Origin of the sequence: Pseudofrankia coriaricola, from assembly GCF_032027725.1 — a bacterium.
Taxonomy (GTDB): Bacteria; Actinomycetota; Actinomycetes; order Frankiales; family Frankiaceae; genus Pseudofrankia.
Window position 1 is genome coordinate 1 of record NZ_JASNFO010000133.1, and the last position, 21,711, is coordinate 21,711.

Consider the following 21,711-nt stretch of genomic DNA (forward strand, 5'->3'; position numbering starts at 1 on the left):
CTGATCCAGGAGGGGAACCTGGGTCTGATCCGGGCGGTCGAGAAGTTCGACTACACCAAGGGCTACAAGTTCTCGACGTATGCGACGTGGTGGATCCGGCAGGCGATCACGCGGGCGATCGCGGATCAGGCGCGGACGATCCGGATCCCGGTCCACATGGTCGAGACGATCAACAAGCTGATCCGGATCCAGCGGCAGCTCCTGCAGGACCTGGGCCGTGAGCCCACCCCGGAGGAGATCGCCAAGGAGATGGACCTGACCCCGGACAAGGTCCGGGAGATCCAGAAGGTCGCCCAGGAGCCCATCTCGCTGGAGACGCCGATCGGTGAGGAGGAGGACTCCCACCTCGGGGACTTCATCGAGGACTCCGACGCCGTGGTGCCGGTGGACGCGGCGAGTTTCCTGTTGTTGCAGGAGCAGCTGGACTCGGTGTTGCACACGTTGTCGGATCGGGAGAAGAAGGTCATCCAGCTGCGGTTCGGGTTGACGGATGGGCATCCTCGGACGTTGGAGGAGGTCGGTCGGGAGTTCGGGGTGACGCGGGAGCGGATCCGGCAGATCGAGTCGAAGACTCTCTCGAAGCTGCGTCACCCGTCGCGCTCCCAGAAGCTGCGCGACTACCTCGAATAGGGCGCTGAGCCTAACCTCCCAGATCGCTTCGCGATCCGGCAGGGAACCCTGCTCGCCACCTGGATCCGGGCCAAGGGCGTATGGCTGTGACCCGCCTGGTCCCAGGTCGGTGACGTGGCTGGCAGACCTCCCAGATCGCTTACCTCCCAGATCACGACCTCCCAGATCGGCTTCGCCGATCCGGCAGGGACCCCGTCCGTCGATCCGGCAGGGTCCCTGTCGCCGATCCGGCAGGGACCCCGGGCGCTGCGCTGAGGCGCTGTCACCAGCGGGGGTTGGGTGCCGCTGTGTTGTGTCGGTGCTTCGACGTCTCCGGGCGACGAGACGCCCGGGTTGGGCGCGGTGGGGAGGGGGCCCGGTCGTGGGGGTGGCGCTGGAGACGGTGCGGCGGGTGCTGGCCGCCTTCGAGGTGGGCGACGCCGCGGCGCTCGCCGAGCTGCTCGACGACGAGCTGGTCCTCGAGGCCCCGGGCGGCGTGGTCGCGCGCGGCCGGGAGGCGGCGACGGCCTACGTCGACGCCTTCCTCTCCGCCTTCGCCGACCTCGCGGCCGACACCCACGTCCTGGTCGAGCAGGACGACATGGTGGTCGAGGAGTACACGCTCGCCGCCACCCACGCGGGTGCCTACGTGAGCCCGTGGGGCCCGCGGGTCGAGCCGACCGGCGCCCGGGTCAGCCTGCGGGTTGCCGAGGTCTACCGGGTGCGCGCCGGGCGGGTCGTCGAGAACCGCCTCTACTTCGACGAGTACGCCCTGCTCACCCAGCTCCGCGCCGCCCGTCCCTGACTCCTGCCTAGTCGCGTGGCCAGGCGAGGGAGGCGGCGGGCAGGGTTCTTGGACGGTCGGAGCCTGCCCGCTGGTCGGATGGCACCGACCCGTTCGGGGCCGCCGCCGCGCCGATCGCCGCGGCGGGCGGGTCGGGCGGTGGAGTGGGCGGCACGCCGAGCAGCGTCTGGAAGACCGCGCGCAGGTGGTCGTCGGGGCGGGTGACCGACTCGGCCCACTCGGCGCCGCGCCGGCCGATCCTGGTCAGCCGGGCACGGTCGCGCAGCAGGCCGACCAGCACCTGGGCGAGCGCCCGCGGGGACTCGTCGACCGGGGTCACGCCGGTGACGCCCTCCTGGTAGGCGTCGCGCGAGCCGCCGTGCGCCGGGCCGACGACGGCGCAGCCGGCAAGCTGCGCCTCCAGCAGTGTGAGGCCGTACCCCTCGCCGGACGGGCGCGTCCCGCCTGTCCTCGTTCGGGTGCACAGCGCGTACAGGTCGGCGGTCGCATACAGCCGGGCGAGGGTCTCGTCCTCGGGCGACTCGTGCAGCTCGGTGTCCGGCGGCGCCGACAGCAGCTCGTGCAGCGCCCCTGGCGCGGGCCCGTGACCCGCGACCACGAGGCGCACCCGGCCGAGCTCGGCGCGCGCCGTCTCCAGCGCGGCCAGCAGCGTCGGCAGCCCCTTGTCGGCCCAGGCGGTGAGCGGGAAGACGCTCAGCACCGTCGGCACCGGGGGCTGCGGCCGGCGCCGGGCGCCCTCGGCGAGCAGTGCCGCACGCCAGCCGGCCGGCACCCCGGGCGGAAGCAGCCGGGCGAGCCGCGTGCCGGCGAGCGCGCCGGCGCTGAACGAGCTGACCGTCACCGGGTAGACCAGCGGGTGGCGCGCGAGCAGCGCCCGGTCGGTCGGGGGCATTCGCCAGATGTCGGCGCCGTAGCAGAGCACCGGGACGCGGCGCGCCCCGCCGAGCGAGGCCGCCCCGGCGGCGGCCTTGAGCAGGGACGGATGGCCGGCGACGAGCGCGTCGAGGTGGCCGAACCGGCGCGCCGCCCCGGCCGCCCGGCGCGCGACGTCCACCCGCGCCGCCAGCTGCGCGCCGGTGCTCGCCTGTGCGCCGGTGCCGAACGGGGTCCTCGCGAGCAGGTCGGTACGCCTGCCGAACAGGCCGCGGCGGCCTGGCTCGCCGGGCCGCACCGTCTCCGGCCGGTCGAGACCGTCGGCGAGGCCGGCCGGAGGCAGGTCCAGCCGGGTCAGCGTGGCGCCGCCGGCGAGCAGTGCCTCCTCGACGGCGCCGACGTAGCGCTCCACTCCCGGCCCGGCGGGCGCGGCCAGAAGCAGGACGCGGGGCGTCGTGGGGGCCCCTCCCGATCCCGGGGGCAACGATGATCCGGGCGACACTGGCCGGAGACTATGCGGCACGGGCAAGGATCCTTTGTCCGACGCGGCCGAGAACAATACGTCATCTCGCGATCGCCGATTGTAGTTCCGATGCGGGCGTCGCGGCCGGACCTCCTCCCGTGTCGGGACGCCGCGCGGACCCGACGCCGGGCGTGCTGTTCACGTAAAGTGATGTTTCAATAACCTAAGGTGCTTCCATGGCGGGAGCGGCGGACGGTGACCCGGCGGACGAGTACCCAGCCGGCGTCCCTGCCGGCCACCCGGCCCAGGACCGGGAACAGGGCGAGGAGCGGGAGCAGGGAGGGGCGTGGCGCGGGGCCCGGCGAGCGGCCGGCGGCCGCGAGGAACGCCCGGTGGCGGGCGGGCTTGCCGGCCAGGTGCCGCGCCAGGCGGGTCCGCCTGCTGGCCGGCCGGGTGGACGGGCCGCGCCAGGCATGGCGTTTCCGCACTCGCCGCCCCCGCTGGAGCCGCCCGCGCCGCCGCTGGCGCCCGCGCGGCCGCTGGCCCCGCCCGCCGCCCCGGCCCCACCGGTGCGTCCCGCGCCGCCGGGGAGTCCAGTGCCGCCCGAGGGGCCGGCATGGCCGGAGGAACCGGCGCAGCCAGGGGCTCCCCTCTTGCCGGACGGTCGTGTACCCAACGGCCGCATGCCGGCCGGCGGTGTGCGCGGAGGCGGTGTTCCCGCCGGTACCTCGGCGCCGACGGGCGCCCAACCACTGCCAGTCCGGTCGTCGCGGCTCGGGCGGGTGGGCGGAGCCGCGGTGCGCGCGGTGGGGGAGCTCCTCATCACCGTGGGGCTGCTCGTCGCGTTGTTCCTGGCCTACCAGCTATGGATCACAGACCTGTTCCAGGCGAGGTCGCAGAGCAGGCTGCACGACCGGCTTGCCGCCTCCTGGCAGGCGCCGCCCGCCCAGCCGCCCGCGAAGCCTTCGCGGCCACCGCCCGCGGTGCGGCCCAACCCGGCCGTCGGACAGGGCTTCGCGGTGCTGCATATCCCGCGCCTCGGCGAGGACTATGCGCCCGTCATTGTCGAAGGGGTCGGCGAGACCCAGCTGGAGGAAGGGCCCGGACACTATCCCGGCACGGCGATGCCAGGGGAAACGGGCAACTTTGTTGTATCGGGTCACCGGACCACCTACGGTAAACCGTTCAACCGGCTCGATGAGCTGCGCCCCGGCGACCCGGTTGTCGTAGAGGTCGCCGACCGCTACTACGTCTATCGAATGACCAGGTCGGAGGTTGTCGCGCCCGACCGGATTGACGTGACCGACCCGGTACCGGAACACGCCGGTGTCACACCCACGGCGGCCGTCATGACGATGACGACCTGTCATCCCAAGTACTCGGCGAAAAGCAGGCTCATCGTCTTCGCGTCGCTCGACAGAACCGTCATGAAGACGCCGGGCGCCGGTGTGCCGTTCGCTTCGGGGGAGGCCTGACCCGTGTACGGCTGGATCTACCGCCACCTGCCGGGGCCGACCCCGGTGCGGGTGCTGCTGGCGCTGCTGCTGGCGGCCGCCGTCGTGGCACTGCTGCTCTTCGTGGTTTTTCCGGCGGTCGAGCCCTGGGCGCCGCTCAACGATGTCACTATCAGGAGCCGATCGATCGTAAAATGGTGATGTTATCAAGAGTGTTGTGACGTATCGTCATCATTTGGACACGCAAAACTGTCGCCCCGGGTCGATGTACCCGGCGTGGTGGGTCCTATGGGCACGCTTGGAGCCCCGGCCCGCACGCAGTCCGACAACGGGAAAAGAGACAACGTCGTGGCATCCGATGGAGTTGGCCTGCGGTTTCGCCCTGGCCACCAGCGGAAATCCATGCCCGGTTGCCCCGGCGGGTGCGGCGGAGCGCCGGCGGCCAGAAACTGCCCATCCAGAATTCACCGCGTTTCGGATAACCTCCCGAGCCATGCGAGGTGTGGTCGGACGGCGCGGCCCGGCACGAACCGCCCGAACTCGGGAGGCTTGCCGGCGCCGTGCCAAACGGTCCACCAGGGGCCTCGGACAGGGGTCAGGACGTGGCGCGGCCGGAATGCGGCAACCGTGGTAGAGGCGGTCGCGGTGGCGGGGCGCGGCGTACGGCGCAGGCGTCTGGAAAGGCCGTGGGAGGCGGCTTTGCGGGCGCTCGGGCAAGTAGGCATCACCAATGGGGGACCGATGCAGAGGCGAAGCCGGACTCCGGAACCACGTGACTTTTCCGTGGCCCTACCATGACGGCGGCCGGGACCGCGGCCGGGACGGGCGGAGGCCGGGCCTTCGCTCGGCCCGCGGGGCCAGCCGGACAGGCGGACGACACAGCGGCCACGGCGGGCGCGGGCGGGGGTGCCGCGCCCGAGAGGCTCCGGGCTGGGACACCCTTGGAAGGGCCCGCCGAAGTGCTGGCGGGTGCGGTCGCCGCGGCTGCCGCGGCAGCCGAGCGCAAGCATGAATCGCTTCCCGCGGCCGCGGCCGCGAACGTGGGAAACGGTCCGGCGGGCACGGGGGGGAGCGGGCCAGCCGGCCCGAAGAGCCCACAGGAACTCGCGGGGGGCGTGGACAGCCCAACGACACCGATGGTCCGAAGGATGCCGTGTGTTCCGCCGACCCCGGTCGGCCTGGCGCTGGTGAGCCCCGTCGGGGCGAGCGCCGGCGGACGGGTCGTCCCGGCGGGCGCGGGCTGGCGCCGGGCGGTCCGCCGTCGCGGCGTTCTGCCGCACGGCGGGAAGCCAGCCGCCGGCCCCGCGGCGGGCGACCGCCAGCGAGCGGGTGCCGGTGTGGGTGCGGGCGGTACCACGGCGCTGACGATGCCCCCCGGCCGGCAGGTGGCCCTGGCCAGCCCGGTCTCGCCCGGCCTGACCGGGTGGATGATCGCGCTGGTGGTGGGGCTGCTCTTCACCGTCCTGGCGGGCCTCGCGCTGCTGGCGGCCCACGGCGTGTTCGGGCCCGGCTGGAGGGGGCACGCCGGGTTCGTCACCTCGGTGCTGGTGGCCACCTCGCTGTGCCTGCTGCCGACGCGGGCGAAGTCGGTGCTGCGCCGGTTCCGCGGCCGCGACGAGCTGACGGGCCTGGTCGGCCGGCGCGCTTTCCTCGACGCCGCGACCCGGGTCGTCGGCGGCGGCGAGCACCGGGTGCGCGAGGTCACCCCGGCGGCGCTCGTCCTCGTCGACATCGACCGGTTCCGGGAGATCAACGGCGTCCTCGGCCACGAGAGCGGCGACCGGCTGCTCGCCGTCGTCGCCCACCGGCTGCGCGCCCTGCTGCACCCGTCGGACCTGGCGGCGCGGATCGGCGGCGACGAGTTCGCCGTGCTGCTGCGCGACGCCGGACCGGGGCGGGCGGAGCTTCTCGCCGGCCGGCTGCGCGACGCGCTACGCACCCCCGTGCTGCTCGCCGACATCCCGGTGCAGACCGAGGTCAGCGTCGGGATCGCCTACGCCCCGGCGCACGGCCGCAGCGCCGCGGAACTGCTGCGCCACGCCGAGGCGGCGATGTACGAGGCGAAGCGGACCCGCGTCGGCCAGCGCACCTACCAGCGCGGCCGGCATGCGCCCGCCTCGCCCGGACGGGCCAGACTGCGGCTGCGCGCCGAACTGCGCGGCGCCCTCGAACAGAACCAGATCGAGCTGCGCTACCAGCCGAAGGCCGACCCGCGCACCGGCCGGGTCACCGGTCTCGAGGCGCTGGTGCGCTGGCAGCACCCGCGCGAGGGCCTGCGCGGCCCCGGCGTCTTCCTGCCGGAGATGGAGCAGGTCGGCCTGATGCCCCAGCTCACCCGGCGGGTGCTGGACCTCGCCCTCGCCGACTGCGCCTCCTGGCACGCGGCCGGCGCGGCGCTCTCGGTCTCGGTGAACGTCCCGCCGTCGATGATCGGCGACGCGGGCTTCGTCGAGCTGGTCAGCGACGCGCTGCGCCGCCACAAGCTCGCGCCGCGCGCCCTCGTCGTCGAGGTCACCGAGGAGGCGGTCATCACCGCCAAAGAGCAGGCAAGGCGCACGCTCGCCGACCTGCGCGAGCTCGGGGTACGGGTCAGCCTCGATGACTATGGCACCGGCTTCTGCTCGCTCGCCTACCTGCGCGAGCTACCGGCCGACGAGGTCAAACTGGACCAGATGTTCCTGCGGGACATGCACCGCGATCCCTCGGCAGCCGAGATCGTCCGCTCGACCGTGTCGCTGGCACACGCCCTGGACCTGCGGATCGTCGCCGAAGGCGTCGAGACGAAGGCCGCGTGGCTGACGCTCGCGGGCTGGCGCTGCGACGAGGTGCAGGGATACTTCATCTCCCCCCCGCTGGCCGGCGGCCGGGTGGTCGCGTGGCTCGGCGACTGGGCACGGCGGGTCTCGCGCCAGAACCAGACCGCCGCCACGTCCACCACGTCCGCCACGTCATCCGGCGAGGACGGCCAGGGTCCCGGCGAGGCACAGGCGCCGGGACCCACGGCGGAGCCCGCCGCGGGGCTCGCGGCCGGCCAGGACGATCCGCGCGACCAGCCGGCGGCGCACTCCCAGCCCGAGGCACGGGTCCCACCCCGCGGCCTGGCCGTGGCCAGGGCGACCGGCCTCGCGGTATCGCCGCTGGTCCCGGCCCAGTCGACTACCAGAACCGGCCAGCTCGGCACACCCCGCTCGGCCCCGGCCATCCACGCCGCCCCATGCACCGCCGTTCGACCGTCCGAGCCCGTCCGGCCCGGCCAGCGGCGAGGCGTCTGAGCGGCGCCGGCGTGGCCGGAGCCAGCCGGGGCCGAGGATCCCACCGGATGATGGCCAGTTGCATGATCTGGTGGAATTTTCGGAGTGCTGACTCCGAAATTCCACCAGATCATGGGCGGGCACCGCGCCGTCCACCAGCGCCGCCGTCCTTCGCGCGATGTGCGATGCCCGGCGTACGACGTCGGCGCGCACGAAGCGCGGCGCCCGGCATCCGGCGCCCGACGTCGTCCGGCCGCCGTCGGCCGGCCTCGGGCGTTGGCGCGAAAACGCGTTGCGGACTCTCGCACGGCGGCCGAGGCTTGGCGGGTGCTGATCCGACGCGAGGTCGCCGCGGACGCCGCCGCGGCCAGGGCCGTCGTCGCGGGTGCCTTCGCACCCGCCGCGGACTCCGGCCACGGCCGCGGCCGCGGTGCTGACCGGGGCGGTGAGCCGGTGGAGGCGCGACTCGTCGACGAGCTCCGGACCAGCGGCGCCTCGCTCCCGGGGCTCTCGCTGGTCGCCCTCGACGAGGAAGGGGCGGTCGTAGGCCACGTGATGTGCTCACGCGGCTGGGTCGAGGCGAGGCCAGCGGTCGCCCTCGGTCCGCTCGCCGTCCGACCCGACCGCCAGCTCCGGGGCGTCGGCAGTGCCTTGGTCCACGCGGCGGTGGGCGCCGCCGATGCCCTGGACGAGCCGCTGGTGGCCCTGCTCGGCGATCCGCGCTACTACCGCCGCTTCGGGTTCCGCCCGGCCACGGCCTACGGCATCGCCGCCCCCGTCGAGGCGTGGGGTGACCATTTCCAGGTCCGCACACTCACGGTGTTCGCCGTCGGCACCCGCGGCCGGTTTTCCTACCCAGAACCCTTCGACCGGCTCTGACCAGCATCTGAGAGTTCGGGGCGGACGCGCGTGGCCCGGGCCGGGTGACGGTCAAACCAGCGCAGGCATGTCGTGGAAACGACGGGGGCCGACCTGTCGCACATCTAGAGGGACCAGCCGAACATCGGTGACGATCTCTTTATGTCGACGATTCTTCTTGCCGGGCCGGCGGGCCTGGCTGCGGGCGAGGCGCCCGTGGCTGACAGCCCCACCTGGGGCATCGGCGGGCCGGCGTTCGCCGCCGGCTACCTGCTCGCGCTGGGGCTGGTCGCGATCGTGGTCATGCTGGTTCGCTGGCGGCTGCGTGCCCCGGCCGACGGTTCGCCCACCTGGCCGCCCGGGAGCCCTAACGCGGGCCTCGCGCCCGAGGAGCTTGCCTTCCTTGCCGGCGGCATGCGGCGCGCCGTGGAGGCCACCGTCGTCGCACTGCGGGAACAGGGGCTCGTGGCCTCTGGGGCGAGGACGGGCCAGGTCGTGACGGCTGGTGCCCCCATGCCGGCCGGGCTGACCCCGTTCCAGTGGGCGGTCCGTGACCGGACCGGCGCGACGGTCGGCGTGCGGATGTCGACGCTGTCCTCGATGGTCACGAACAGCCAGGCGGCAGCCGAGCTGCGCCGCCGGCTCATCGGCCTCGGCCTGGTCGTGACACCCGCCCGTGCGCGGATGCATCGCCAGCTCGCCTGGTGGCCGACCGCGTTCCTCGTCGTGGGCTTCACCCGGCTGGTGACCGGCGCGTCCCGCCACCACCAGGTCGGCTTTCTCGTCGTCGAACTGGTCTTCACCGTCGTCGTCGCCATCGTCGCCGCGCTGCGCACGAGGTTCGAGGTCCTCACCAGCCGCGGCCGTGGCGTCCTCGCCACCGCCCGCCGTATCTCGACGCCACTGCGCACCGGCAGCCTCCCTGGCCAGCGCGCGCACGCCTACGCCCTCTTCGGTGCCGCCGCGATCTGGGCCGCCGACCGGGACTTGGCCCAGCAGCTCGGCTTCCCGCAGCCGTCCACCGGCGGCGGCGGCGACGACGGCGGCGGGGGTGGCGGGGGTGGCTGCGGCGGCGGATGTGGTGGCGGCGGCTGCGGCGGCTGACCTCGGTTCCGGAGCACGGCGACGAAGATCGGCCCGTCACCATGTCGCGAGTTTGATCAGTGGTTCTGTATCCGGATCCGAACTGCCGGAGGCTCGGAGTTCGGATTCCGGTACAGCCCTGGCGATCTTCCGTTGCTGGGGCGGGGCGAACGACGCGCGGAAGCGTCCTGATCGCGGCTCCTCTGGGAGCCGCTCTTCATGGAGGTTGGCCGGAGCCTAGTTGGACGATTCGGAGGCGCTGGCATAGAGCTTTTCGAGTTCGCGTTTGAGGAGCTTGCCGGTGGCGTTGTAGGGGAGCTCGGTGGCGAAGCGGACATGCGCCGGCACCTTGAAACGGGCGAGCGCGGCGGCGACCCAGGCCTGGACGTCCCCGGCGGTGACGTCGGCGCCCTCGCGGCGTACGACGACGGCCAGCACCTCCTGGCCGAGCTCGCGGTGCTCGACGCCGATGACGGCGGCGTCGGCGAGGCCGGGGTGCTCGACGAGCCGGTTCTCGATCTCGATCGGGTAGATGTTCTCGCCGCCACGGATGATCATGTCGCGTAAGCGGCTTTCCAGGTAGAGCAGGCCGCCGTCGGTGCGGCCGAAGTCGCCGGTGCGGTACCAGCCGTCGGCGTCGAGGACGGCGGCGGTCGCCTCCTCGTTCTCCCAGTAGCCGAGGAAGACGCTGGGGCAGCGGACACAGATCTCGCCGACCTCGCCGTCGGGGAGCTCGGCGCCGTCGGGGCCGATGACCCTGATCTCGGAGGTTGGCGTCGCGACCCCGAGGGAGCCGGGAGCGTCGCGCAGGCGGGAGCCGCCGGTGGTCGCGCCGATGCCGGCGGTCTCGGTCATGCCGTAGCCGCCGCCGAGGGTGCGGCCGGGCAGCACGCGCTCGATCAGCCGGACGACCTCGGGCGGGAGGGCCGCACCGCCGCCGCCGAGGCCGCGCAGACTGGACAGGTCGTACTCGTCGAGGCGCGGGTGCTCGAGCAGGCGCAGGAACTGGGTCGGCACGCCGGACCAGTTGGTGACGCCGTAGCGCGCGGTCAGGTCGAGGTGGACCGTCGGGTCCCATTTCCCGGGCGGGGCGAACACCAGCGTCATGCCGTTGTACGGGGCATGACTGAGCAGCGGCCCGATGCCGGAGATGTGGAAGAACGGGCCGGCGAGGATCGCCACCGGTGGCGGCGGCGCGGCGGGCGCCTGCGCGGGGGATGCCTGGGACGCCGGCGATGCCTGGGCCTGGGCTCGGGCCTGGGCAGCCTGGTCGAGGAGCTGCCTGGCGGCGCCGCGCAGGGCGGCGTCAGGGCTGAAGTTGACCAGCGCGCGGTGAGGGACCAGCGCTCCCTTCGGGCGCCCGGTGGTGCCGCTGGTGAACAGGATCGTGACCGGGTCGTCCTCGCGCAGGTCGGGGCACAGCGCGAGCAGCGCCGCCGCCACCTCCTCGGCGCCGTCGGTGTCCGCCTCGTCGTCGGCCGCGGGGAGGGCGGCGAACAGCTCGGCGAAGGTGAGGACGGGCTGGTTCGTGGCCTCGGGGATTCCCTCTAGGCGGGCGAGCCGGCGCTCGTCACCGAAGACGACGGTCGGCGTGGTCAGCCGCAGGCCGTGCGCCAGCTCCGGGCCCGTCCACCAGCCGTTGAGCCCGATGGCGATCGCGCCCAGAGACAGCGCGGCCCACATGCCGGCGGCGTACTCGGCGCAGTTCGCGGCGACGAAGCCCACCCGGTCGCCCTTGCGCACGCCGAACTTGTCGCGCAGCACGCCGGCGATCCGCACCGCGCGGGCGGCGGTCTCGGCGAAGGTCAGCGTGGTCGCGGCGCCGTCGGCCTCGGTGAAGACGAGGTAGGGCCGGTCGGGGAAGCGCCGGCACGCGGCCGCCAGCATCGCGGGCAGATGCGGGGGACGGCGGGCGAAGACGGTCATCTCGATGCCGCGCACCTGTTCGCGCGCCAGCTCGAAGGGCGCGGCGGGGCCCATCAGCCGGTCCCGCAGCGGTGGGGGCAGGAGGTCACCGTCGGGCCACCGGAGCATCTTGCCTCTCCCATCCTCGAGCAGCGACCACCTCGATCAATGATCGCAGTATGTATATATGATACAATCCTGGGGCATTGTGGTCCAGGGCACACCGATCGGGTAAGTGTTGGGTCAGCCGGACGGCTGGTCGGGGTTGTTGCGGGTGACATGCCGGCACGCCGGGGGCGGTGAACGTCGTCCGAGCGCCTGGTCACTTAGAGTCACCGACCGTGTTCTCCACACACCGTCTCGATATCGGGGCCGAGACCGGGGCCCATGACCCGCGCGTCCTGCTGCTGGCCCCGTCCGCGGGGTTGGGCGGCGGCGTCGAGTGCTACCTCGCCACCGTCGAGGAGCGGCTGTGCGCCGGCGGAGCACTGGTCCATCGGGTGGATCTGCGCAGCGCGGCGCACCCGCTGGATCCGTGGGCGAGGCAGCGCTTCACCGCCGCCGCCCTGCGCGCGGCGGCGCGGCTGGCGCCGCTGGACGCCGTCCTCACCGGCCACCCCGACCTCATCCCCGTCGCTGCAGCCGCCGTGATGGCCGGGCGGGCCAGGCGCGGGCCGGTGATCGTGTACGGCGCGGACGGCATCCGGGCGCACCGGCTCGGCCGGGCCCTGCTGGCCCGCCACCGGGCACTGTCCCCGCTGACGACCGGCTCTTACAGCGCCGGCGCATTGGCGGGCCTTGGCACGGTCCCGGTGCTGCGGCCGGGCGTCGCGTCGGGTTGGCGGTCGGTTCTCCTCGCGGCGGGTACCCGGGCGGGCCGAGAGCGAAGCACGTCGCGCCCGCCGACCCTGCTGACCGTCCTGCCACCTGCCGCCGACGGAGCCGACACCGCGGGCCGGGCCGACACCGCCGACGGCGCCGGTCGAGCTGGCGGCGCCGGTCGAGCTGGCGGCGCTGGTCGGGCTGGCGGCGCGGGCCGGGCTGGCTGCGCGGGCCGGGCTGGCGGCGGCCTGGCGACGCTGCTCGCCGCGCTGCCGGCGGTGCGCCGCGCGGCCGGGCCGGTGCGACTGGTGGCCGTGGCGCGGGGGCGCGCGCCCGAGGCGGCGCGGGCCGCCGTCGCGGCGGCGGGTGACGCGGAACTCGTCGAGGAGCCGGACGACTCGCGGCTGGCCGGGCTGTACGCCGGCGCCGACCTGTTCGTGCTGCGCGCGGGGACCTGGCCGAGCCACGGCGGTGAGGACCATGCCCGAGTGCTGACCGAGGCACAGCTGGCCGGCTGCCCGGTCGTCGGCCCGGTGCGCGGCGACGCCCGCGACGCCTACGTCGACGGGGCGACGGGCGTCACACCGGGTGACGAGTCCCCGGCAGCGCTCGCCGCGGCGCTCACCGACCTGCTCGCCGACCGGGCGAGGCTCGCACGGATGCGCCGGCGCGCCGCGGAGTGGGCCAGGATGGCCACCGAGCCGGCGGAGCACACCCGGGCGGTTTTTGCCGCGGTCCTTGGCACCCTCCCAGCGGCTCCGGTCCCGGCCACAGCAGCGGTCCCGTCGGGCGGCCCCGAGCCGTGGGCCGCGGCGCCAGCGCCAGCCCAGCCCGCGGCCGTATCGGCTGTACCGGCGTCCGGCGGGGTGGCGCGGCCACCAGCGCGCCGCGCGGCGACTCAGGTGTGGCCCGAGCCGGCCGGAGCGGAGCCCAGACGCGTTTTCTGGTCGGTGGTCCCGGCCGCCCGCGCGGCCCACGAGGCCGAGGTGGATACGGACTACGCCGAGATGAGCCGCGGCTGGAGTGGCGACATCGAGGTCGACGACCTCCGGATCCGCTGACGCCCGGATCCGCCGACGTCGGGACGCGCTGGCGTCCGGACGCGGCGCCCGCCGGGGCCGCCGGTGAAGGTCGCGTCTTCGGAGAGCGGGCGCCGCGGCCAGCGCCCGACCACGGAATGTGACGGCCGGCGGGTCACAGGTTCTGGGACACCCGGCGCCGCATCCCCGAATCCAGTAGTTAGAGTATTACAGTGTGTAACGAAATTTGGTCCTGGGCTCGGCCCATCCCGCCCTGCTTCCCCGCCGGAGGAACACATGGTCGGTGCCGGATCCGCGGCCTGCGTCGTCACGCTGGCCGCGACGCCGCTGGTCATCGCCTACATGCGGCGCCTGTCGGTGCTGGACATCGCCGGCGAGCGTTCGCTGCACACGGTCCCGACGCCGCGGGGCGGCGGAGCGGCTGTCGTGCTCGGCATGTTCTCCGGGGTGTTGACCACGGTGCTCACCAGCGGCCGGGCGAGCGCGCCCGACCTGCTGCCGATGACGCTGGCCATCACGATTTTCGGCCTGATCGGCCTCGCGGAGGACGTCGCCAGCGACATCGGTGGGATCTCACCGACGCGCCGGCTCGCGCTGCAGGGGGCGGGCGCGGCGGCCGTCACGGCGACGACGGTCCTCTCCGTCACGCTCGTCGGCGACGGGCCGGGGACGGCGCTGCTCGTCGCGGCCGTCGTCGTCGGGCCGTTGTGGGTGACGGCGTTCGTCAACGCCTTCAACTTCATGGACGGCGTCAACGGCATCTCGGCCGCCCAGGCGACGGTCGCCGGAGTCGGCTACGCGCTGGTCGGCACGGTGCACCACAACCCGCCGCTGGTCGCCGGCGGCGTGGTGGTCGCGGGCGCCGCGATCGGTTTCGCGCCCTTCAATCTGCCGCGTGCGCTGGTGTTCCTCGGCGACGTCGGCAGCTACGCGCTCGGCGGGGCGATCGCGGCGCTGGCGCTGCAGGCGGCGCTGTCCGGAGTTGGTGTCGAGGCGGTCGTGGCGCCGGTCGTGCTCTACCTGGCCGACACGGCGACCACGCTGGCGCGCCGGATCCGCGGCGGCGAGCGTTGGTACCTGCCGCACCGCGACCACGCCTACCAGCGGCTGGCCACCGCCGGCTGGTCGCACACGGCGGTCACCGGCTACACCAGCCTGCTCGCCGTGATCTGCGCCGCGTTGGGCCTGGCGACCGCCGCCAGGGCGGCCGCGCCGGCGCGGATCTGCGCGGACCTGGCGATCTGCTTCGTCGTCGCCCGCTATCTCGGCGCCCCCCGGCGGGTCGCGGTGCGCCAGGCCGCCGTTACGGCGGTGCCGGTCGTCATCCCGGCCCAGCGGGTAGCCGTCGAGCCCACCACCGCGGTCCTCCCGCCGGTCGAGGCCGCCGTCCGCGAGAGCCCGTAGACGGCGGTCAGGACAGCCGCCGCGGAGCGCCCGCGACGTCGAGGCTCTGGCGTTGCCGAGGGCCAGCGTCGCCGACAGCTGGTGCCGTGCGGGCAGGGGCGGCCGGACGCCGGTGGGGCCGACTACCGCGCTGCCCACTCGCGACACGGGCGGCTGACGTGCTGCGCGTGGCTGGTGCGTCACACTTCGCGCATGGAGGGTGCTGGAAGTCTGGGTGTCGTCGCCATGGCCTCGTCTGTGAGGTCGCGTTGAGTGCCGCCGGGCACGTCGGGGGCGCCCAGCCGCCCGCCACGTCGTCGGTCGACCTCGCCCTGTTCGGCATCGCGATCGCCGCGCGCGGCCGGCCCGGCCGGACCGGGGCCGAGGAGGCCGCGTGGACGATGCTGCACCTGGGCGAGGCCGACGACGAGCCCGGCCGGGCCAGGGCGGTCGGCCTGCTCGCCGCGCTGCGCCGTGACGGCCTGCCCGCGCGGCTGCGGCTGGTGGGGCCGATCCCGCCGGTGCAGCGTGGCCGGCTCCTTACCCGCGCGACGGCGGGCGGCGTCGTCGGCGCGCTCGACCTGCCAGGCGAGCACGCGCCGCACGAGGTGGCCCGGCTGCTGGTCGAGGCCGCCCTGCTCGTCGTGCCGTCGCCAGCCCGCGTCATCGCCGCGGAAGGCGGTGCCACCGCGGAGGGCGGCGCTGGCGCGGACGGTGGTGCCGCTGTGGAGGGTGGTGCTGGCGCACAGGGCGGTTCCGGTGAGGCGTCGGACCTGGTGCCCGCGGTGCTGGCCGGATGCGCCGCCGGCACGCCGGTGCTAGCCGCTGACCTGCCCGCCGTGCGCGCGGTCGCCGCCGTGCTCCCCGGCGTGACCCTGCTGCCCCTTGGCGCGCCGGACGACGCCTGGGCGCGTGCCGCCGCCAGGCCGCTGCCTGTCCCGCCGACCCCGGACGAACGCTGGGCCGCGCTGCGCCGGTTGCGCCGCTCGCCGTTCTGCGCGCAGCGCCCCACCCTCGCGGGCGAGTCCGGCTGAGCCCGCCTGAGCCCGACACCCGCTGATGGGGTGGGGCATGGCCACACCCAGCCGGACTGCGCCGGCACACCGGACCGGCGCGTCCGGCCCGTACTGTTTGCCCTGTCCGCGTTGTATGGTTAGCAAGGCTAAGTAACTCGACGGCGATGCGACCGTCACCGGGCCCGCTGCGCTGATATCGGCGAGGCGGGGAATGCCAGGATGGGCAACGAGGCCACCCGGCCGGTGCCCGGCCGCGACCGCGGCCAGGGTGTGGGCCGGGTGGCGCGCGGTGCGCCGGGTTGAACAGAACCCGGCGTGGTCGGCGCGACAGCGTGGTTCCGCGTGACATGGAGGAGACGACGGACATGGACAGCTTCGGCAGTACCGGACAGCTCGTGGTGGGGGAACGCACCTACACGATCAGGCGGCTGGACGCGGTGCCCGGTGCTGACCGCCTGCCCTACAGCCTGCGGGTACTCCTGGAGAACCTGCTGCGCACCGAGGACGGCGCGAACATCACCGCCGACCACGTACGGGCGCTGGCCAGCTGGGATCCGAGCGCCGAGCCGAGCCAGGAGATCCAGTTCACCCCCGCCCGGGTGATCATGCAGGATTTCACCGGCGTGCCCTGTGTCGTCGACCTCGCCGCCATGCGCGAGGCGATGGTGGCCCTCGGCGGTGACCCGGCGAAGATCAACCCGCTGGCCCCGGCGGAGCTGGTCATCGACCACTCGATCATCGCCGACCACTTCGGCCGCCCCGACGCGTTCGACCTGAACGCGTCACTGGAGTTCAACCGGAACCGGGAGCGCTACCAGTTCCTGCGCTGGGGCCAGGCCGCGTTCGACAACTTCACCGTCGTGCCGCCGAACACCGGCATCGTCCATCAGGTCAACCTGGAGCACCTCGCCCGCGTGGTCTTCACCAGGCAGACCCCTGAGGGCACCCTGGCCTACCCGGACACCCTCGTCGGCACCGACAGCCACACCACCATGATCAACGGTCTGGGTGTGCTGGGCTGGGGCGTCGGCGGCATCGAGGCAGAGGCCGCCATGCTCGGCCAGCCGGTCAGCATGCTGATCCCGACCGTCGTCGGCTTCAAGCTGACCGGCGAGCTGCCCGCCGGCACCACCGCCACCGACATGGTGCTGGTCATCACCGAGAAGCTGCGCAAGCACGGCGTCGTCGGCAGGTTCGTCGAGTTCTACGGCGAGGGCGTCTCCGCCGTCCCGCTGGCCAACCGGGCCACGATCGGCAACATGAGCCCCGAGTACGGCTCCACCTGCGCGATCTTCCCGGTCGACCAGGAGACGCTGAACTACCTGAAGCTCTCGGGCCGCCCGGCCGAGCTCATCGCGCTCGTCGAGGCGTACGCCAAGGAGCAGGGCCTCTGGCACGACCCGTCGCACGAGGCCAGCTATACGACCACCCTGGAGCTCGACCTGTCGACGGTCGAGCCGTCGCTCGCCGGCCCGAAGCGCCCGCAGGACCGGGTGCCGCTCGCCACCGCCAAGCCGAAGTTCCGCGCGGCGCTCGCCGACTACGCGGGGCCCGTCGCGCTCGCCCCCGGCGGCGCGGACGAGGCCGGCGACGAGTCGTTCCCCGCCTCCGACTCGCCGACCGCGATCGGCGACAAGCCGGGCGACGTCCCGGCGCACTCCAACGGGATCTCCGGTGACCTGGCGGGTCGCCCGTCCAACCCGACCGCGGTGACCCTGGCCGACGGCACGTCGTTCACCATCGACCACGGCGCGGTCGCGATCGCGGCGATCACGTCCTGCACCAACACCTCGAACCCGCAGGTCATGATCGGCGCCGCGCTGCTCGCCCGCAACGCCGTCGAGAAGGGCCTGACCCGCAAGCCGTGGGTCAAGACCACGCTCGCCCCCGGGTCCAAGGTCGTCATGGACTACTACGAGCGGGCCGGGCTCGTGCCGTACCTGGACAAGGTCGGCTTCAACCTGGTCGGCTACGGCTGCACCACCTGCATCGGCAACTCCGGCCCGCTGCAGGACGAGATCAGCGCCGGGATCGACGAGGGCGACCTCGCGGTCGTGTCGGTCCTGTCCGGCAACCGGAACTTCGAGGGCCGGATCAACCCGGACATCAAGATGAACTACCTGGCGTCCCCGCCGCTGGTCGTCGCCTACGCGCTGGCCGGCACGATGGACGTCGACCTCACCAACGACCCGCTGGGCACCGACCCCGACGGCAACCCGGTCTACCTGCGCGACATCTGGCCGACCGAGGCCGAGGTCGCCGCGGTCGTCGGCGAGGCGATCACGTCGGACATGTTCGAGCGGGACTACGCCGACCTGTCCGGCGACGAGCGGTGGCAGTCGCTTCCGGTCGGCGACGGCGGTGAGGTGTCCCAGACGTTCTCCTGGGCGCCCGACTCCACCTACGTCCGGCACCCTCCGTACTTCGAGGGCATGGCGCCGTCGCCGGCCCCGCGGACCGACATCGTCGGCGCCCGGGTGCTCGCGATGCTGGGCGACTCGGTCACCACCGACCACATCTCGCCCGCCGGCTCCATCAAGAAGGACTCGCCCGCCGGCCGTTACCTGACCGAGCACGGCGTCGCCCCCGGCGACTTCAACTCCTACGGCTCGCGCCGCGGCAACCACGAGGTCATGATCCGCGGCACGTTCGCCAACATCCGGCTGCGCAACCGACTCGCCCCCGGCACCGAGGGCGGCGTCACCCGCCACCTGCCGGACGGCGAGCAGCTGGCGATCTACGACGCGGCCCAGAAGTACGCCGCCGACGGCGTGCCGCTGGTCGTGCTGGCTGGCAAGGAGTACGGCTCCGGCTCGTCGCGTGACTGGGCGGCCAAGGGCACCGCGCTGCTAGGCGTCCGGGTCGTCATCGCCGAGAGCTACGAGCGGATCCACCGCTCGAACCTGATCGGCATGGGCGTGCTGCCGCTCCAGTTCCAGCCCGGCGACTCGGTCGAGTCCCTCGGCCTGACCGGCGAGGAGGTCTTCACCGTCACCGGCCTCGCCGAGATCAGCGAGAAGACCACGACCCTGACCGTCCAGGCCGGCGACAAGACCTTCGACGCGGTCGTCCGCATCGACACCCCGGGGGAGGCGGACTACTACCGCCATGGCGGCATCCTCCCCTACGTCCTGCGCTCCCTGATCTGACGCGGACGGAGCGCGACGAGACGTAGCGCGAGAACGCGGAGAACGGTGAGGGGTCTGGGAGCGACGCTCCCAGGCCCCTTCGCCTGTCCGGTGTGAGTTCCTTGCCGAGGTGCTGGCAGCGCGGCTCAGTCAGGCCGGGATGACGGCGTAAGCGCGGGTGGGGGAGCCGGTGCCGCCGACGATCGGGAGTGGGGCGACGATCAGCAGCGCGCCCGTGGTCGGGAGCTTGTCGAGGTTCTGGAGCTGGGTGAGGCCGAACTTGTTGGCGCCCAGCAGGTGGTAGTGGACCGGGAAGACCGGGTCCAGGGTGCCGGCGCAGCCGGCGTCGATGCCGACGGTCTCGACGCCGAAGCCGGAGATGGGTGACATCGCGAGCCACTCGGCACCGGCCGCCGAGACGCCGGGGGTGTGCGGGCCGTTGTCGTCGGCGTTGAGGAAGGCGGCCGCGTCGGTCGAGTACTTCGACCAGCCGGTCCTGAAGAGCAGCCAGGCACCGTCAGGCAACGGGCCGTTGGCGGCCACCCAGGCATCCAGGTGCGTGGGCTCCAGCAGGAAGTCGGGGTTTTCCGCCGCCTCGGCCGTGAAGTCGAGGACGATCGCCGGGCCGAACAGGCGCGCCGGCGGGATCCGGTCGACCGAGAGACCGTCCCGGCCCGACGCCCAGTGGACCGGGGCGTCCAGGTGGGTGCCGGTGTGCTCGCCGGTGTGGATGTTGTTCCAGCCCCAGAACGGGCCAGCCTCGTCGAAATCGCTGATCTTCTCCAGCGACAGCGGGATGGTGTTCGCGAACGGCGCCGGCAGCCGCAGGATCGGCGTCTCGGGCGAGAGCGGCGCGGTCAGGTCGACGATCGTCACCTCCCCGGAGGCGAGGGCGGCGAGCAGGGCATCGACGACGGTCATGCACGAACCTTCCCGCGAGAGCCGGCCGCCGTGACGAGGAGCCAGCCCGCGCATCCTGTCAGCGGCTGTGGTCATGGGCTGTGGTGGTCATGGGCTTGTGGTGCCGACGGCGGGGTGCCCGGCCACCACAGGTGATGGGAGACCGCGGCGCCCACCAGGAGACCGGTGCGTATGAGGTCCCGGTGACACGGCTGACGGCCGCCTTGGCGGTGATCTACGGGTGGCAGCCTAGTGGCCGAACGCTTCCTGCAGCCACCACGAGGCCATCGGGACGATCTTGGCGTCGATCGCGAGTGGACCGCCCCGCTCCGCGAGCCATCCCTTGACCGCGTCGAGATCGCCCACCGTGCGGACCGTGACGCCCGCGCAGCCGTGGCCGCGCGCGATCGCCGCGATGTCGGTGTCGGGGAAGGTGACGTTGTCGAGCGGGGCGCCGTCGGTGAAGTGGTGCACCTCCGCGCCGTACGCCGAGTCGTTGTAGACGATCACGACCAGCGGCAGCTTCAGCCGCACGGCGGTGTCGAGCTCCGAGATCCCCATCATGAACCCGCCATCGCCCGTGCCCACAACCGGCAGCCGGTCCGGCCGGGCGATCGCGGCGCCGATCCCGGTGGCCAGGCCCAGCCCGATCGACTGGAATGCCTGGGTGAAGCAGAAACCGTTCTCGTCGGGAACGTCGAGGTACATCGACGGCCAGCCCATGAAGTTCCCCGAGTCGATCGAGACGACCCGCTCGGCCGGCAGCAGCCGGTTCAGCTCGATCGACAGCGTTCGGGGATCGATGAGCGTGCTGGTCGAGAGGTCGTCATACGGCACCCGTTCCCAGCGACGTTCGGCCGCGATCCGCGCGGCCAGCGCCTGGTCGCGGTAGCCAGGCTGTGAGGCCGGGCGTCCCTTGCGGAGGATGTCGATGATCCCGGCCACCTGGCTCGCGGTCTCCTGGACACCACCCCACAGCCCCAGATGGACGGGGCGGCTGCGCCCCAGCCGCGCGGCGTCGCTGTCGATCTGGACAACGGTCGCTTCCGGACCGATCAAGTTGCCGTGCCGCATCGTCCACATGTTCAGAGCGCATCCGAATCCGACGATCACGTCCGCCGCGTGGATCAGCTCGGCCGCGAGCGGCGAGGCGAAGCCACCCGAGACGTCGAGATCCCACGGGTTGCCGCGGAACAGCCCGCGCGCGACCGCGGAGGTGGCCAGCAGTGCGCCGGTCTGGTCGGCCAGCTCCCGGATCGCGGCCGCGGCCCTTGGCGAACGCGCGCCCCGGCCGGCGACGAAGACCGGCCGTCGCGCGTGGAGCAGCATCTCGGCCAGCTGGGCGGCGTCGCTCAGGTGCGCGACCGGCGGCTTCGCCGCGGCTGGCACGACAGGCGCTGGCCCGTCCGGCAGCTCGTCGTCCTGGACGTCGATCGGAATGCCCAGCACGACCGTCCTGCCCAGGTTGCGCGCCGTCGCGTAGGCCCGGGCCACATCCGCGAGCGCGGACCGCGGCGAACGTACCCGGATCGGAACCGCTCCGACCGCCGCCGCCATCGCCGCCTGGTCGACGAAGAAGTTGGACCGCTCGTCGGTCGCCTCGGGCGCGAGGACGAGCAGTGGCGTCGCGCTCTTCGCCGCCTCGGCGAGCCCGGTCATCGCGTTCGTGAACCCGGGACCCTGGTGGACGGACAGCACGCCGACCTCGCCGGACATCCGGGCGTACCCGTCCGCCATGCAGACCGCCCCGCCCTCATGCCGCGCCGCGACGAACCGCGCCCCGGCCGCTGTGAGGGCGTTGACGACGTGGAAGTTCCCGCTGCCGACGACTCCGAACACGACCGGTATCGCCTGCTCGCCGAGAAACCGGCCGATTGCCTCGCGCACCAACATCAGCAGTTCTCCAGGGTGCTTCAGGGATGTACGACAAGGATTCTCCGGTGCCGTTCCAATCGGCTCGGGCGTGCTCGCAGGACTGGCCCCGGCGGCCTGGACCAGCCTTCGGGTTGATCTCTGGGAGTGGCGCACGAAGAGCGGTCAAAATAGGGCATAAAGGACCACTCCAATGCCACATTCTCCGCATTTGCCCTGGGCATGATCGGTTCTGCGGCGCAGGGGCCC

At 73.4% G+C, this 21,711-nt stretch carries 16 protein-coding genes; 11 read left to right on the top strand and 5 right to left on the bottom strand.

What is annotated here, in order from left to right; translation table 11 throughout:
- Together QOZ89_RS43910 and QOZ89_RS43915 are read left to right on the top strand one after the other, a co-directional pair.
- On the top strand, nt 1-630 hold a 630-nt coding region (locus QOZ89_RS43910; protein ID WP_312630140.1), incomplete at its 5' end, for an RNA polymerase sigma factor.
- 361 nt (nt 631-991) lie between these two features.
- A complete protein-coding gene (locus tag QOZ89_RS43915; RefSeq protein ID WP_071052927.1) occupies nt 992-1,414 on the top strand; it encodes an ester cyclase in 423 nt (140 codons plus the stop codon).
- A gap of 7 nt (nt 1,415-1,421) precedes the next feature.
- Here QOZ89_RS43915 and QOZ89_RS43920 read toward each other — a convergent pair whose 3' ends face one another.
- Both QOZ89_RS43920 and QOZ89_RS43925 read right to left on the bottom strand, forming a co-directional pair.
- Nucleotides 1,422-2,771, bottom strand: coding sequence for a glycosyltransferase family 4 protein (locus QOZ89_RS43920; protein WP_312630142.1), 1,350 nt, complete (start codon nt 2,769-2,771; stop codon nt 1,422-1,424).
- A 194-nt stretch (nt 2,772-2,965) separates the two neighbouring features.
- Nucleotides 2,966-3,238, bottom strand: coding sequence for a hypothetical protein (locus QOZ89_RS43925; RefSeq protein ID WP_071052925.1), 273 nt, complete (start codon nt 3,236-3,238; stop codon nt 2,966-2,968).
- A gap of 294 nt (nt 3,239-3,532) precedes the next feature.
- Between QOZ89_RS43925 and QOZ89_RS43930 the strand changes: the two genes are divergently transcribed.
- The 5 genes from QOZ89_RS43930 (at nt 3,533) to QOZ89_RS43950 (ending at nt 9,417) form a co-directional block, all read left to right on the top strand.
- Complete coding sequence (locus tag QOZ89_RS43930; protein ID WP_312630144.1) at nt 3,533-4,225, top strand: class E sortase; 693 nt, start codon at nt 3,533-3,535, stop codon at nt 4,223-4,225.
- 3 nt (nt 4,226-4,228) lie between these two features.
- A complete protein-coding gene (locus QOZ89_RS43935) occupies nt 4,229-4,405 on the top strand; it encodes a hypothetical protein (protein WP_312630146.1) in 177 nt (58 codons plus the stop codon).
- A 947-nt stretch (nt 4,406-5,352) separates the two neighbouring features.
- Complete coding sequence (locus QOZ89_RS43940; protein WP_312630148.1) at nt 5,353-7,476, top strand: putative bifunctional diguanylate cyclase/phosphodiesterase; 2,124 nt, start codon at nt 5,353-5,355, stop codon at nt 7,474-7,476.
- A 306-nt stretch (nt 7,477-7,782) separates the two neighbouring features.
- Complete coding sequence (locus tag QOZ89_RS43945; protein WP_071052923.1) at nt 7,783-8,334, top strand: GNAT family N-acetyltransferase; 552 nt, start codon at nt 7,783-7,785, stop codon at nt 8,332-8,334.
- 141 nt (nt 8,335-8,475) lie between these two features.
- Nucleotides 8,476-9,417 (top strand): TIGR04222 domain-containing membrane protein, encoded by a 942-nt coding sequence (locus QOZ89_RS43950; protein WP_071052922.1) that lies wholly within the window; start codon nt 8,476-8,478, stop codon nt 9,415-9,417.
- A 216-nt stretch (nt 9,418-9,633) separates the two neighbouring features.
- Here QOZ89_RS43950 and QOZ89_RS43955 read toward each other — a convergent pair whose 3' ends face one another.
- Complete coding sequence (locus QOZ89_RS43955; protein ID WP_071052921.1) at nt 9,634-11,430, bottom strand: class I adenylate-forming enzyme family protein; 1,797 nt, start codon at nt 11,428-11,430, stop codon at nt 9,634-9,636.
- Nucleotides 11,431-11,642: 212 nt separating this feature from the next.
- On the opposite strand from QOZ89_RS43955, the gene QOZ89_RS43960 reads away from it, so the two are divergent.
- The 4 genes from QOZ89_RS43960 to QOZ89_RS43975 all read left to right on the top strand — a co-directional run bounded on the left by QOZ89_RS43960 (nt 11,643) and on the right by QOZ89_RS43975 (nt 18,711).
- Nucleotides 11,643-13,184 carry a glycosyltransferase gene (locus QOZ89_RS43960; protein WP_312630152.1) on the top strand — a complete coding sequence of 514 codons (1,542 nt, stop codon included), beginning with the start codon at nt 11,643-11,645 and terminating at the stop codon, nt 13,182-13,184.
- A 255-nt stretch (nt 13,185-13,439) separates the two neighbouring features.
- The gene (locus tag QOZ89_RS43965) at nt 13,440-14,567 is read left to right on the top strand and encodes an MraY family glycosyltransferase (RefSeq protein ID WP_083419736.1); all 1,128 of its coding nucleotides are present in this window, start codon (nt 13,440-13,442) and stop codon (nt 14,565-14,567) included.
- A 248-nt stretch (nt 14,568-14,815) separates the two neighbouring features.
- Nucleotides 14,816-15,580 carry a hypothetical protein gene (locus QOZ89_RS43970; protein ID WP_071052919.1) on the top strand — a complete coding sequence of 255 codons (765 nt, stop codon included), beginning with the start codon at nt 14,816-14,818 and terminating at the stop codon, nt 15,578-15,580.
- Nucleotides 15,581-15,927: 347 nt separating this feature from the next.
- Nucleotides 15,928-18,711 (top strand): aconitate hydratase, encoded by a 2,784-nt coding sequence (locus QOZ89_RS43975; protein WP_312630163.1) that lies wholly within the window; start codon nt 15,928-15,930, stop codon nt 18,709-18,711.
- A gap of 129 nt (nt 18,712-18,840) precedes the next feature.
- Here QOZ89_RS43975 and QOZ89_RS43980 read toward each other — a convergent pair whose 3' ends face one another.
- Together QOZ89_RS43980 and QOZ89_RS43985 are read right to left on the bottom strand one after the other, a co-directional pair.
- Nucleotides 18,841-19,611 carry a cyclase family protein gene (locus QOZ89_RS43980; RefSeq protein ID WP_071052918.1) on the bottom strand — a complete coding sequence of 257 codons (771 nt, stop codon included), beginning with the start codon at nt 19,609-19,611 and terminating at the stop codon, nt 18,841-18,843.
- Nucleotides 19,612-19,839: 228 nt separating this feature from the next.
- The gene (locus tag QOZ89_RS43985) at nt 19,840-21,483 is read right to left on the bottom strand and encodes a thiamine pyrophosphate-binding protein (protein ID WP_312630156.1); all 1,644 of its coding nucleotides are present in this window, start codon (nt 21,481-21,483) and stop codon (nt 19,840-19,842) included.
- Between the last annotated feature and the right edge of the window lie 228 nt (nt 21,484-21,711).

What these genes read in the sequence shown, in the direction of transcription:
- QOZ89_RS43940 (WP_312630148.1), top strand. Translation starts at nt 5,353, where the DNA reads ATGCCGTGTGTTCCGCCGACCCCGGTCGGCCTGGCGCTGGTGAGCCCC.
- QOZ89_RS43950 (WP_071052922.1), top strand. Translation starts at nt 8,476, where the DNA reads ATGTCGACGATTCTTCTTGCCGGGCCGGCGGGCCTGGCTGCGGGCGAG.
- QOZ89_RS43955 (WP_071052921.1), bottom strand. Translation starts at nt 11,430, where the DNA reads ATGCTCCGGTGGCCCGACGGTGACCTCCTGCCCCCACCGCTGCGGGAC.
- QOZ89_RS43965 (WP_083419736.1), top strand. Translation starts at nt 13,440, where the DNA reads ATGGTCGGTGCCGGATCCGCGGCCTGCGTCGTCACGCTGGCCGCGACG.
- QOZ89_RS43975 (WP_312630163.1), top strand. Translation starts at nt 15,928, where the DNA reads ATGGACAGCTTCGGCAGTACCGGACAGCTCGTGGTGGGGGAACGCACC.
- QOZ89_RS43980 (WP_071052918.1), bottom strand. Translation starts at nt 19,611, where the DNA reads ATGACCGTCGTCGATGCCCTGCTCGCCGCCCTCGCCTCCGGGGAGGTG.
- QOZ89_RS43985 (WP_312630156.1), bottom strand. Translation starts at nt 21,483, where the DNA reads ATGTTGGTGCGCGAGGCAATCGGCCGGTTTCTCGGCGAGCAGGCGATA.